Origin of the sequence: Limnovirga soli (assembly GCF_013106755.1) — a bacterium.
Lineage (GTDB): Bacteria > Bacteroidota > Bacteroidia > Chitinophagales > Chitinophagaceae > Limnovirga > Limnovirga soli.
Genome location: NZ_WHPF01000007.1, coordinates 65,554 through 79,195, shown reverse-complemented (window position 1 = coordinate 79,195; position 13,642 = coordinate 65,554). Strand labels below are relative to the sequence as shown.

The following is a 13,642-nucleotide window of genomic DNA, read 5'->3' as shown; positions in this document are numbered from 1 at the left end:
AGAACTATATGAAAAAAATCATACGCAATAGTCACATTCTACTATTACTCTTAGTGGGCCAATATGTTAACGCACAACATAATACTACTGTAAAAGAATATAGTAAAATATTTACCACCTATCCCTTCTCCGATCCCAATCCTGTGGCAGATCCCTCCTCAAAAATATATCCCTATTTCCGCTATGATGGATTTACCAATACCCCTGTTCAAAAAGCATGGAAAGTAGTAGAACTGGAAAACGATTATTTAAAAGTGATGATTTTACCCGAAGTGGGGGGCAAAATTTGGAATGCCATTGAAAAAAGTACCGGCAGGTCTTTTGTGTACGACAATAGTGTGGTGAAATTTAGAGATGTGGCCATGCGTGGCCCTTGGACCAGTGGTGGTATTGAACCTAACTATGGCATTATAGGCCATACCCCTAATTGCGCCACCCCGGTTGATTATGCCATTATTCAAAAAACCGACGGAAGTATAAGTTGCGTTATTGGGGTGCTTGACTTGCTTACCCAAACCCCCTGGCGCTTAGATATTAATTTGCCAAAAGATAAAGCCTATATCACCACCAGTTCTTTTTGGTACAATGGCACCCCAATGGAGCAGGCCTATTATACCTGGATGAATACCGGTATAAAAGCTAAAGGAAATCTGGAATTTATTTATCCGGGCACCCATTACCTCGGGCATGAAGGAGAATATAGCGATTGGCCGGTAAATAAAGAAAATGGAAAAACGATCTCCTTTTATGAAAACAATGATTTTGGTGGGTATAAATCCTATCATGTTTTTGGGAAATACACTGACTTTTTTGGCGGATACTGGCATGATGATGAATTTGGTATGGGCCGCTATTCTACCCACGATGATAAAGCCGGCAAAAAAATCTGGATTTGGGGTTTATCTCAACAGGGTATGATATGGGATAAAATATTAACCGATACTGATGGACAATATGTAGAAGTGCAAAGTGGGCGCCTATTTAACCAGGCATCAGATAACAGTACACTCACCCCGTTTAAACACCAGGGATTTGCACCATATACCACAGATAGCTGGACAGAATACTGGTTCCCGGTTAAGCAAACACATGGCTTTGTAAAAGCCAATAACTATGGTGCCTTAAATGTTAAAAATGAAAAGGGCTTACTAAAAATATATTTCTCGGCGCTGCAAAACATAAACGATTCTTTTATAGTAAGTACCGGTAGTCATAGTATCTATGCAAAACGGGTACAACTCAATACCATGCAACAATTTGCCGACTCATTTGCCACCACAATACCTCTTGAAAAAATAACAGTTACTATCGGTGGTACAAAAATGGTTTATCAGGCCGCCCCTGAAGCCGATGTGGTTAACCGACCTTTAAATGCACCGGCAAATTTTGATTGGAACAGTGTATATGGCTTATACCTGCAGGGCAAAGAAGATATTCGTTTACGTTATTTTCCGGAAGCTGCTGATAAGTTAAAAGCCTGCCTGCAAAAAGACTCCAATTTTGTACCCGCATTAACTGAGCTGGCAACTATTCAATACCGTAATCTGCAATACCAGGAGGCACTTGCCAATGTTCAAAAATCGCTAAGCATTAATACTTATGATCCCGCAGCCAATTATTACTATGGATTAATCAATATGCAACTAGGTAATATTACCGATGCCAAAGATGGGTTGGATATTGCTGCACAAAGCAGTGAATACAGAAGTGCAGCCTATACGGCTTTGTCAAAAATATATTTCAGGCAGCAAAACTTTACTTCGGCCATGGACTATGCCGGTAAAAGCCTTATTACCAACCAATACAATATGGATGCCTATGAGCTGATGGCCATTATTTACCGCCTGCAAAATAATGAAGCAAAAGCCGGTAACATACTTAATACAATGCTTGGCCTCGATCCGCTGAATCATTTTGCACATGTAGAACAATACTTATGGCATACCACAACCGCCAGCAAAGAAAATATTAGTCGCTACATCACCAATGAGTTACCCCAGCAAACCTACCTGGCACTGGTAATAAAATATGCCAATCTGGGGTGCACCAATGAGGCTTTACAGGTAATTGCAATGGCCCCACAAGATGCAGAATTAGCCTACTGGAAAGCTTTTTTATCAAAACAGCCAGTTGATGCATCTGCGCTTACTCCTTCCTTGGTAGCACCCGTTTCATCAGAAACAATTACTATTTTGGAGCAACTCATCTCAACCAATCCTCAATGGTTGCTTAAATACCATTTGGCACTGGCCTGGTGGAGCCGCAACAATACTAACCGGGCTAAAGAATTATTTACTGCATGCAACAATGAGCCTCAGTTTGCACCTTTCTATGCAACCAAGGCAAAATTATTTACGGATGATGCTTTAGCCAACCTGGAAAAAGCCGAAAGCCTTTCGCCTGATGAATGGCGTTATAAAAAAGCCATTGCTGAATATGCCATAGAACACAACGATTATGCAAGGGCTTTAACCATAAGCGATGCATTTTACAAAAAACATCCCGATAATTTTATTATAGGGATGCTATATGCCAGAAGCCTGTTGCTAAACAAGCAATATGCCGCCTGCGATGCATTGCTTACCAAAATTGATATTATACCATTCGAAGGTGCTACTGATGGCCGCGGACTTTACCACGAAGCCAAACTAATGCAGGCAGTAGATGCCATGAAAAAGAAACAATACAAAACTGCCCTTAATTTTATTAAAGCCGCCAAAATATGGCCGGTTAACCTGGGCGTTGGCAAACCCTATCAGCAGGATATTGATGAGCGGCTGGAAGACTGGCTAACCTACTTATGCTATACCAAACAAAATAACGCTGCTTTGGCACAGCAGGCATTGCAGAAACTAATTGCATTCACCCCAAAAATTGATAATACGGTTCGTAATTTTTTACCGGCTAATAACCTCATCAGCGCATGGGCGTACGATGCATTGCAAAATCATGCCGCCGCAGAGCAGCTATTAAATCAATGGCAACAAAAAGAGCCTTCGAATGCCATTTTTAACTGGTGTAAAACTCAATACGAAACCCCGGGCAAAGTGGTGAATGATAATGTAAAAAACGAATCGGTACGCATTATCAATGCATTATTGCAGTTACCATAGCATATACAAAAATATGGGCCCGGCAAAAGCACTAACATGCAGCTTTACTTGCGTCGCACTCTTGTACACCTGTAATACTGTGCAGCAAATTATGCCGGCAATAATAAAAATATTGCAATAAAACAATGATTATAACCGCAACAATTAAAATTTTATATCAATATTTTTTGTAATAACACTTGCTACTTTTGGTAACAAGCAAATGCTTTTTAAAACATAGGGATAGGCAATTCAGGTGATAATTGTCCTGCACCTGTAACATAAACGAAATTACTTCCATATTTAAAACCAACATCATGCAAACCGAAGCGTACAAAGCCAGTGTTAGAAACGCACTTAACAACCTGATTAAGGCCAATGAAAGTATTTTTAATACCATGGCAGGTATTGCCATGCAAGGCGATCTTAAAGATTGGGATGGTCTTAAACCATACAACGAATCTCATGAATTCGATTTTCAGCTTTTCAAAGCCAGTACTGATAAGAATTTACACCTACTGGTACAAATAGTAGAAAAAATAGACCATTCTATTAACAACCTGATAAGTATAAACAATATTACTCTCGAAGAAGAATAATACTTCTTTTAAATAATGTAGAGCAATTGCTGCCAAAGCAAAGTCGTATACATTTTACAATAAGGCATACCAACAGGTATACTACTATAACCGCAATAATATTAGCGGTTATTTTTTTATTTATAGCTACGCATAAAGTTCAATAGTATTAATGCCGCACAAGAGTGCGACGCAAGTAAAGTTGCCCCTAATTCATCTGCTGGTTACAAAAAATTATACTGATATTTAACCATCAAAATATTTGCTATGAAACAACTGCTGTTGCCTGTATTATTTGTATGTTTTACAATTTGTATAAAAGCCCAAAATTTACCAAATTGGAATTCCGCCGCCGATTCCCTTACCCATGCCGATTGGATGGTACAACCCATACAAACCAAAGCACAAATATTTACAGCCAATAATGGTAAAGACCTGGTTATGTACAATGGTTTGCTTAAAAGGGTTTTTCGCATTGCACCCAATATGGCCTGTACAGATTTTACCAATCTTAGTAACGGACAGCAATTATTACGTGCCGTAGCACCCGAAGCCAAACTAATTATTGATGGCACAAACTATAATATTGGCGGCCTCTACGGTCAAAAAGAAAAAGCCTATTTGCTAAATAACTGGGTAGATAATTTTACCACAGATGCAGGCGATTTCCAGTATCAGTCTTATAGTATTAGCCCGCTGCAACCATATTTAAACCGTAAGACTGGCATATGGAGTGGTACCAATACCACAGCCACGGGCAAAACAATTGCATTTGAATATGCCTCAAAAAATCCGGTGCTTGCCAATGTGGTAGTTACTGTTCACTATTCACTGTACGATGGTTTGCCCCTGCTTATTAAGTGGCTTACCGTAACCAATAACGGAAACCATGCTATTACAATTAACCGCGTTGTTAACGAAGTGCTGGCTTTTGTGGAAGAAGAAAGTGCCGTTGTTGGCACACCCGAACAAATGAAAAAACAACATGGCATTTATGTTGAAACCAATTATGCATTTAACAATGCCATGCGGTACGATATTAGCGATCAAACCACCCATTGGAAAACCGACAGCACCTACACCTCTCAGGTAAATTATAATTATCAAACGCCATGCGTGCTGGAAGTGTATCCCGAAAAAGTAAATGGCATAATTCTTTCCCCGGGCGAAAGCTTTTCATCGCCACGAACACATGAATTACTGATGGATAGTTACGACCGTGAACGCCGCGGACTAGCCATTAGAAAAATGTACCGTGCCGTTGCACCCTGGACCAACGAGAACCCCATTTTTATGCACCTGGTTAGCCGCAATAACAACGAAGTAAAACAGGCAATAGACCAATGTGCTGCTACCGGATACGAAGCATTGATATTAAGTTTTGGCAGCCATTGCAATATGGAAGATACATCTGCAGCCAATATAGCCCAATGGAAAATACTGGCTGCCTATGCCCATGAAAAACATATTTTAATAGGAGGTTACTCCTTATTCAGCTCCCGCAAAATAAGTGATGCAGATGATGTAATAGACCCTGTTACCAGCAAGCCCGATGCCGGCGCTTTCTTTGGCAATGCCCCCTGTATGGGTAGTAATTGGGGATTGGCCTATATTCAAAAACTGAAATATTTTATCAGCCAAACAGGGTTTAATATTTTCGAGAACGACGGCCCCTACCCCGGCGATGTTTGCGCCTCTACCCAACACCCGGGCCATAAGGGGTTAGACGATTCGCAATGGAAACAAATGGAATTGCAAAAAGGCTTGTACCACTGGTGCAACGAAAATGGCATATATGTAAATGCACCCGACTGGTATTTTTTAGATGGCACCAATAAAATTGCCATTGGCTACCGCGAGGTAAATTTCTCCCTTTCACGGGAACAACAGATGATTTTAAACCGGCAGAATATTTATGATGGCCTTTGGGAAAAAACGCCTTCTATGAGCTGGGGGTTTGTGCCTCTTACCAAATACCAGGGCGGCGGCCCCGAAGCGGTGCTGGAACCACTATCCGAACATTTAAAGGATTACCAGCAGTTAATGATGCAATACTATGGCGCCGGCGTACAGGCCTGTTATCGTGGCCCCCGATTATACGATACAGATGCAACCAAAACCGTGGTAAGCAATACCATTAGCTGGTACAAACAGTACCGCGACATATTAAATGCCGATATTATTCACCTGCGCCGCGCCGATGGCCGCGATTGGGATGGCATACTGCATGTAAACCCACAGCTATCTACAAAGGGTTTATTGCTATTATATAACCCCTTACAACAGGCCATTACCCGCACTATAACGGTGCCGCTATATTACACTGGTCTAACAAAAACCGCCCGTATACGCCAACAAGGTGGGGCAGCTAAAACTTATACACTTAACCGAAATTACAACATACAAATAACCGTTACCATTGCAGCAGAAAGCTATACCTGGTTTACTGTAGAGTAACAGCAATTATGTGCCCGGCTGTTGATTAAGCAGCGGGCTTTACTTGCGTCGCACACTTGTACGGTTGGATACTTTGTGCAGCTACAATTAATTGCAACATCAGTTGTTTAGTAGAGGCTTTGTTTGTTTATTTGCCATGTTGCTTAATTAAATAATTTACCAATATTGTTATTTGGTTTAGTTAAGGTGTAAGGCAACCAGTCAATTAGCTAATGATACCTTTTAAATATTAGTTTTATAGTTTTAAAATCATAATATGAGCGAAGCCATTACAGATATTTTTAGTAGCATGCTGGCAGGTGGCTTAATTAGCAGTAACCACCCCGAATTACCCAGGTTATGGGCATGTGTTGCCGAAACCATACAGCAGAATGCGGCACTAAACGCATCAACCAGCATCGATGAAATAAGAGAGCGGTTAAGTACGATTATTGGGAAAGAAATTGATAAAAGCACAACGGTATTTGTACCGTTCCTTACCAATTTTGGTAAACATATACAACTGGGTAAAAATGTATTTATAAACCATGGTTGCAGTTTTTTGGATTTGGGTGGAATTACCATTGAAGACGATGTACTAATTGGCCCAAAAGTAAATCTAATTACAGAAAATCACCCTACTGATCCATCGCAAAGAAAATCGCTTTTACTGGATGCGATTCTAATAAAAAGAAATGCCTGGATTGGAGCCGGAGCAACCATTTTGCCTGGTGTAACCATTGGCGAAAATGCAATTATAGCAGCCGGTGCCGTAGTAACAAAAAATGTAGGAGCCAATACCATTGTGGGAGGTATTCCTGCAAAATTGATTAAATCAATTACCGAGACGGAGCAGCAGAAATAACGAATCATTTACTGTAAAAAAAACCATATAACAATGAACAAAATAACCGTACTAGCTACCATTAAGGCAGATAGAAAAAAAGTTTGGGATTACTATACTTTACCTGAACATATTACCCAATGGAACTTTGCTGACCCCAGCTGGCATTGCCCTAAAGCGGAAAACTATATGAAGATTGGCGGAAGATATTGCGCCAGAATGGAAGCCCGGGATGGAAGTTTTGGTTTTGATTTCGAAGCCTTTTATACCGAAATTATTGATGGCGAACAATTCTCCTATGGCTTTGGCGGAAGAACTGCTACAGTACAATTTAATGACCTGAATGGCGAAACAGAACTTATAGTATGTTTTGACCCCGAAGATCAAAACCCAATTGAAATGCAGGAAGCCGGCTGGCAGTCTATTTTAAACAATTTTAAAGCGTACACAGAGCACAATTAATAGCACTGTTGAAATAATTTAGAATGCCTTGTATAAATGCTATACTGGCGTTTTGCTGCATAGTATTACAGAACGTACAAGAGTGCGACGCAAGTAATGATGCATAGGGTATTTATTGCCGGGCTACAAAAAATTGTATTGGCTTTAGAAACTGGTAATATTTATTTCAGTGGTTACATCCTCTTCGCGTTGTTCGTTCCACTCTACAATAAAATTGTTGCGGCCTTCGCCTACCAGTATGGTCATATACCGCTGTTGCGATAGCTCGAGCAGAGAGAGAAACAGAAAGATGGCGTGTATTTTATTCTCGCACACTTCAAATATGTTTTCGAAAGCCACGGTTTTTTGGCGCTGCACCATGCCCAGCATGTTTTCGCGGCAACCTTCCATGGTATAATTGTATTGCACAACTGTGTGCACAGGTTTGTTATTGCGCTCGTAAACCCGCTGCATTACCTTTTCAAAAGATTTCATTAATTTAAAGAGGGTAAGCGTTTGTATTTCAGTGCCTTCGGCAGCTTCTTCACCAACTATAGCCAGTTCTTTTTGCAGGTTACCCCTTTTTTGCATAAGCATACGGGTAGCTTCCATTTCGGCCATTTGTACGGCGGCTTCCTTAAAGCGTTTGTATTCCAGTATTTTATCTACCAGTTCCTGGCGTGGATCTATTTCGTTGCCCTGTGCATCTATTTCTTTGCGCGGAATAAGCATTTTAGCCTTGATGCGCATAAGGGTAGATACAAAAAGTATAAACTCGCTGCTAAGCTCGATATTTAGTTTTTCCTGCGCATGCACATAGGCCAGAAAATCGTTGATGATTCCGGTGATAGGAATATCGTATATGTCCAGTTCATCCCGTTCTATAAAAAACAATAACAAATCGAAAGGGCCTTCGAAACGGTCTAATTTAATTTGGTAATTGGGTGCACTGCTCACGGTATCTGGTTTAAAATAATGCGTAAATGAATAAAAAAATCCCGGCAATACTGGTATTACCGGGATTTCAAAAGTATAGTTTATGATTGAGAGATGGTGCTGCTGCAATCACAAGTATTCCACAATAGGGGATTATTTTTTCAGGGAATCGCGAATTTCCATCAGCAATTTATCGGTAGAAGATGGTTCTGGAGCTGCTGCCGGGGCTGCTTCTTCTTTCTTTTTCATGCGGTTAATGGCTTTAATTACCATAAAAACAGCAAAAGCCACAATTACAAAATCAATTACAGCGGTAAGAAATGCACCATATTTTACTGATACTTCTGCCACAGCTGGTGTAATAACAGCACCTGCAGCATCTTTTACCTCGGATATACCTTTTTGCAGCACGAGTGCTTTTTCAGAAAAATCTACCCCGCCAGTTAGCATACCTACCAGTGGCATTACCATACCATCAACAAAAGCACTTACAATTTTGCCAAAAGAAGCACCCATTACAAAGGCCACAGCTGTATCTACCAGGTTGCCGCGAATGGCAAACTCTTTAAATTCTTTAATAAATCCCATAGCATTGGTTTTTTGAAGTGAATAAATAATGGCCGAATATATTTAAAATACCCAGATGCTGTATCAGGATTTCTTTAAGCCGGGGAATCGCATATCCAAACCAGATAGCAAAGTATATAATGCATTGGCAATCAGGTGCTCTTTGTACCAGTTTTGGTCGGCAGGTACTATCATCCATGGTACGGCATTGCATTGGTTAAAACAATCTTCGTAAGCCTGCATGTATTTTTTCCACAGTTTGGCTTCGGCAAAATCGTTTTCATTGTATTTCCATTGTTTGGTAGTATCGTTCAAACGCTCCTCGAGCCTTAATTTTTGTTCTTCGGGTGAAATATGCAGGTAAAATTTAAGAATATGGGTGTTATTGTGCTTTACCAGCAGGTCTTCAAAATCATTTATTGCCTTAATGCGCTTATTGGCAGTGGTATCGTCAATCATACCATGTACACGGGTAATAAGTATATCCTCGTAATGCGAGCGGTTAAAAATTTGCATCATGCCTTTTTGCGGGGCATGCTGGTGAATACGCCAGAGAAAATCGTGCGATAATTCCAATGCCGTAGGTGCTTTAAAAGATTGCACCATTACACCCTGTGGGTTAAAATGCCCAAATACATTGCGCACCACCCCATCTTTTCCACTGGCATCCATGCCTTGTATTACTATTAATACAGCATGTTTGCTTTCGGCAAAAAGCAGGTTTTGTAAGTCATTTAGCTTTTCAATGGTAGCAGCAGTAGCGGCTTTTGTTTTTTCTTTATCAAATTTTTTTGGTGCCCTGGTACTAATCTTACTTAGCTGAACATTTGCCATAGCCATGAAATTTCTTTTAAAGATATTTTTTATTAGGCTAAAAACTAACCTTTGTACAAATTCAATGTTTTGACTAAAAACTTTACCAGCTGGTTATTATTTATACTTATTGCGCTTATATGGGGTAGCTCTTTTATTTTAATGAAAATGGGCTTACAGGTGCTGAGCCCTTATCAGGTAGCCGCTTTAAGAATGTTAAGTGGTGCTATAGCTTTATTGCCTTTTGCCTTTAAGGCTTTTAAGCAGGTAGATCGAAAAAAATTACCCTATATCATCTTATCTGGTTTTCTTGGTAGCTTTTTCCCTGCATTTTTATATTGTATTGCCGAAACCAGGATCGACAGTTCACTGGCGGCCATACTCAATTCCTTTACCCCTATGTTTACCATTATAGTTGGTGCATCCTTTTTCCAACTAAAAGCAGTATGGTTACAGATAGCAGGTGTAATCATTGGCTGTATCGGACTTATACTATTGCCTTTTACAACACAGCAGGGCATCAATTTTACTGATATGCAGTATTCACTGCTGGTGCTGGTAGCTACCATTTGCTATGCACTTAATGTAAATATGGTAAACCGGCATTTACACAATACCCCCTCGTTACATATTGCCTCGCTGGCTTTTTGTTTTTTACTGCCACCAGCACTTATTATACTTATAGCCACCGGATATTTTAACCTGCCTCTGGGCGATACCGCCTATTGGCATGCCAGCGCAGCAGCAATAACACTGGGCGCTTTTGGTACCGCCATAGCCTCAGTATTATTTTATATGCTGTTAAAAAAATCAGGGGTATTGTTTACCTCACTGGTTACCTATGCTATTCCGGTGGTGGCGGTTTTATGGGGCATATTATCAGGCGAAAGCATTACCCTGCCCGAACTTGGTTGCCTAATCATTATCTTAAGCGGCGTATACCTGGTTAATAAGAAAAGCTAAACAGCCATTATGTAGCCGGCATTATCGCAGTGGGCAGCAACCCTTGCCACGCTCGGTTCAGGGTTCCTCCCCTGTGGCAGTTAAAATTTCAAAAAAAGCCAAGGGCTAAGGCAAGTAATTATCAGTTACTTTTATAGCCATATAAATTAAAAGCTTTTGGAAATTATTGTCTTCCTCATTTACCTTTTACTGTTTAACTGGCTAATTACCCGCATTCCTTTTTTTATACAATCAGGCATCAATAAATGGGTATTAATAGCCTTATTTACATTAAAAGTGCTGGCAGGACTTGGCTATGCATGGTTTTACCAACAGCCCGCCTATTACGAAGGCAGCGATACCTGGCGCTACTTTAATATCAGCCTTGGCGAAACGGACTGGTTGCTAAAAGATCCCATTGCTTTTTGTAAGGATATATTTGTTTCAGGCTATGCCCAGCCCGGCAATCTTTTTAGCGGCAATAACTCCTATTGGAACGACCTTAAAAGCAATATCGTTATTAAATTGCTGGCCATTTGCAATGTATTCACCGGCAAAAACTATTATGCAGCTATTCCCTTCTTTAACTTCCTGTTTTCCTTTGGCCCCATTGCACTGTACAGGTTAGCAAAACTGGTATTTAACATACATACATATGTACTTATTGCCTGCATTTTTTTATTACCATCGGTTTTATTCTGGTGCAGTGGTATTCATAAAGATGGACTTATTCTTAGTGCTACTGCCTTAATTCTGTATTATTTTCAGCAACAACTATTGCAAAATAAATTATCCATCAGCAATATTCTTATAATACTATTTAGTGTTGTGGTTGTTTTTGCACTAAGAAATTTTATGGCTTTACTATTATTACCCGCATTACTGGTATGGTTAATTATATGGCGGTATCAGGTAAAAAGCTGGGTGGTTGTTGCAGCTGTGTACGGACTTGGCATAACACTTTTTTTTGTTTCGCCCTATATTAGCGAATCGGCCAATTTACCGGGATATGTAATAGAAAAACAAACTGAGTTTAAACAATTGTCAGGCAGTTCCTTAATTGCAGTGCCACCTTTAGAAAACAACATTAACAGCTTTATTCATTTTCTGCCATCGGCCATTGATATTGCTTTTTTCAGGCCACATATTACCGAAATAAAAAACAAAAGTTATATCCCTGCCGCCGTCGAAATAATTTGTTTATGGTTATTTGTATTGGCGGCAATAATAATGGGTTACAAAAATAAAAACAACCGGCAACAACAGGCACTCACTGCTGCTTTACTGTGCTTTGCAATTTCCTTTTTATTACTGGCAGGCTTTAACATTCCATTTTCAGGTGCTATTGTAAGGTATCGGGCAGTTATATTGCCTTTTTTGTTGATACCGGTTTTGCCATTATTGCCAAAACAATTTAAATGGCTGCCTGATAGGCAACCCTAGCTATAGGCACTTATCTTTGAAAAAATAGCTGTTGTAATGATCATACATTCCAAACTTCCTGACGTAGGCACCACCATTTTCACCGTAATGAGTCAAATGGCGGTTGAATACAATGCCATAAATCTGGGCCAGGGTTTCCCTGATTTTATGATGAGTGAGGAACTTATTGCGCTGGTAAATAAAGCCATGACAGATGGCGGTAATCAATATGTGCATATGAACGGGTTGCCATTGTTAAGGGAACGTATTGCCGAAAAAGTTGAACAACTTTACCATAACCCAATACATGCGAACGATTGTATTACAGTTACACCAGGTGGCACCTATGCTATTTATACATCACTTACCAGCATTTTGCAAGCCGGCGATGAAGTAATAGTATTTGAACCTGCTTACGACAGCTATATTCCAAACATAGAAGTTAACGGCGCAATAGCTGTGCGTATTTCTTTGCAATTCCCATCCTACAATATTCCCTGGCACCGGGTAAAAGCCAGCATTACTGCCAAAACCAAGGCCATAATTATAAATAGTCCGCATAACCCTACCGGCGCAGTTTTACACGAATCCGATATTGTGGCATTGCGCGAAATAGTTGCGGGCACCAATATTTTTATCATCAGCGATGAAGTGTACGAGCACCTTATTTTTGATGGAATTGCCCACCAAAGCATTTTACGTTACCCCGATTTAATGGAACGCAGTTTTGTATGTTTTTCTTTTGGCAAAACCTACCACTGCACAGGTTGGAAAATTGGGTACTGTGTAGCCCCGGCACCCTTAATGAAGGAGTTTAGAAAAGTACACCAGTTTAATTGTTTTAGTTGCCATTCACCAGTGCAGTATGCGCTGGCAACTTACCTGCAACAACCTACGCCCTATTTAAGTTTAGGCGGTTTTATGCAGCAAAAACGCGATTATTTCAGAAGCCTGATGCAGCAAACACCATTTACATTAATTCCATCGCATGGCAGCTATTTTGAGTGTTATAGCTATGCCGGTTTTAGCGATGAACCCGATAAAGCACTGGCAACACGCTTAACCAAAGAAAAAGGCGTAGCCACCATACCCATGAGCAGTTTTTATAAAGAAGGTACCGATAATAAAGTACTGCGTTTTTGTTTTGCCAAACAAGCAACTACACTGGAAAAGGCCGTAGAACGCTTGCTGCAATAACAGCCAAATACTCATTTTGTACCTGGCCAAAGTTATTTGTGCAGCACCGCTTGCGTCGCACTCTTGTACTGCAACAAATAAAGCAGCTGAAAGGGGATGTGTGGATGTGCAGATCTGGGAATGTGCGGATGTGAGGATGTGAGAATGTGCGGATATGAGAATGTGCGGATGTGAGGATTTGCAGATTTGAGAATGTGTAGATGTGCAGATGCGAGTGGGTGATGGGTAGAAATTTACTTACACCATGGAGCGATGTTAATACTTTACCTATTTTTTGTTGCCATAAATGTGGAACCCTGAACCGAGCGTGGCAAGAGGTGATGCCATAATAATTTACTGCTGGCAACCAAGTGCTTAACAGTTAAAAAATATTG

11 protein-coding genes are annotated in these 13,642 nt (G+C 40.3%); 8 read left to right on the top strand and 3 right to left on the bottom strand.

Going from position 1 to position 13,642, the window contains the following annotated elements:
* Nucleotides 1–8 precede the first annotated feature (8 nt).
* The 5 genes from GD597_RS10940 (at nt 9) to GD597_RS10920 (ending at nt 7,412) form a co-directional block, all read left to right on the top strand.
* Nucleotides 9–3,113, top strand: coding sequence for a DUF5107 domain-containing protein (locus tag GD597_RS10940; RefSeq protein ID WP_171607900.1), 3,105 nt, complete (start codon nt 9–11; stop codon nt 3,111–3,113).
* 296 nt (nt 3,114–3,409) lie between these two features.
* Nucleotides 3,410–3,691: a hypothetical protein gene (locus GD597_RS10935; protein WP_171607899.1), complete on the top strand. Its 282-nt coding sequence runs from the start codon at nt 3,410–3,412 to the stop codon at nt 3,689–3,691.
* Nucleotides 3,692–3,937: 246 nt separating this feature from the next.
* On the top strand, nt 3,938–6,127 hold the full coding sequence (locus tag GD597_RS10930; protein ID WP_216368569.1) for an alpha-galactosidase: 2,190 nt from the start codon (nt 3,938–3,940) through the stop codon (nt 6,125–6,127).
* 256 nt (nt 6,128–6,383) lie between these two features.
* Entirely contained in the window at nt 6,384–6,971 is a 588-nt protein-coding gene (locus GD597_RS10925) for a DapH/DapD/GlmU-related protein (protein WP_171607898.1), read from the top strand.
* A gap of 33 nt (nt 6,972–7,004) precedes the next feature.
* Nucleotides 7,005–7,412 carry an SRPBCC domain-containing protein gene (locus tag GD597_RS10920; RefSeq protein ID WP_171607897.1) on the top strand — a complete coding sequence of 136 codons (408 nt, stop codon included), beginning with the start codon at nt 7,005–7,007 and terminating at the stop codon, nt 7,410–7,412.
* A 144-nt stretch (nt 7,413–7,556) separates the two neighbouring features.
* On the opposite strand, the gene GD597_RS10915 is transcribed toward GD597_RS10920, so the two are convergent.
* The 3 genes from GD597_RS10915 to GD597_RS10905 all read right to left on the bottom strand — a co-directional run bounded on the left by GD597_RS10915 (nt 7,557) and on the right by GD597_RS10905 (nt 9,728).
* A complete protein-coding gene (locus tag GD597_RS10915; RefSeq protein WP_171607896.1) occupies nt 7,557–8,348 on the bottom strand; it encodes a segregation and condensation protein A in 792 nt (263 codons plus the stop codon).
* Between the two features lie 132 nt (nt 8,349–8,480).
* Complete coding sequence (mscL, locus tag GD597_RS10910) at nt 8,481–8,915, bottom strand: large-conductance mechanosensitive channel protein MscL (protein ID WP_171607895.1); 435 nt, start codon at nt 8,913–8,915, stop codon at nt 8,481–8,483.
* Nucleotides 8,916–8,978: 63 nt separating this feature from the next.
* Nucleotides 8,979–9,728, bottom strand: coding sequence for a PPK2 family polyphosphate kinase (locus GD597_RS10905; protein ID WP_171607894.1), 750 nt, complete (start codon nt 9,726–9,728; stop codon nt 8,979–8,981).
* Between the two features lie 69 nt (nt 9,729–9,797).
* Here GD597_RS10905 and GD597_RS10900 point away from each other — a divergent pair, with 69 nt between their 5' ends.
* From GD597_RS10900 to GD597_RS10890, 3 genes are all read left to right on the top strand, one after another.
* On the top strand, nt 9,798–10,670 hold the full coding sequence (locus GD597_RS10900) for a DMT family transporter (protein WP_171607893.1): 873 nt from the start codon (nt 9,798–9,800) through the stop codon (nt 10,668–10,670).
* 156 nt (nt 10,671–10,826) lie between these two features.
* Entirely contained in the window at nt 10,827–12,092 is a 1,266-nt protein-coding gene (locus GD597_RS10895; RefSeq protein ID WP_171607892.1) for a hypothetical protein, read from the top strand.
* A 36-nt stretch (nt 12,093–12,128) separates the two neighbouring features.
* The gene (locus GD597_RS10890) at nt 12,129–13,268 is read left to right on the top strand and encodes a methionine aminotransferase (protein WP_171607891.1); all 1,140 of its coding nucleotides are present in this window, start codon (nt 12,129–12,131) and stop codon (nt 13,266–13,268) included.
* Nucleotides 13,269–13,642 lie beyond the last annotated feature (374 nt).

Bases quoted from the DNA above. Each gene is read 5' to 3' on its own strand.
- GD597_RS10925 (WP_171607898.1), top strand. From the start codon at position 6,384: ATGAGCGAAGCCATTACAGATATTTTTAGTAGCATGCTGGCAGGTGGC.
- GD597_RS10940 (WP_171607900.1), top strand. From the start codon at position 9: ATGAAAAAAATCATACGCAATAGTCACATTCTACTATTACTCTTAGTG.
- GD597_RS10920 (WP_171607897.1), top strand. From the start codon at position 7,005: ATGAACAAAATAACCGTACTAGCTACCATTAAGGCAGATAGAAAAAAA.
- GD597_RS10890 (WP_171607891.1), top strand. From the start codon at position 12,129: ATGATCATACATTCCAAACTTCCTGACGTAGGCACCACCATTTTCACC.
- GD597_RS10905 (WP_171607894.1), bottom strand. From the start codon at position 9,728: ATGGCAAATGTTCAGCTAAGTAAGATTAGTACCAGGGCACCAAAAAAA.
- mscL (WP_171607895.1), bottom strand. From the start codon at position 8,915: ATGGGATTTATTAAAGAATTTAAAGAGTTTGCCATTCGCGGCAACCTG.
- GD597_RS10930 (WP_216368569.1), top strand. From the start codon at position 3,938: ATGAAACAACTGCTGTTGCCTGTATTATTTGTATGTTTTACAATTTGT.
- GD597_RS10935 (WP_171607899.1), top strand. From the start codon at position 3,410: ATGCAAACCGAAGCGTACAAAGCCAGTGTTAGAAACGCACTTAACAAC.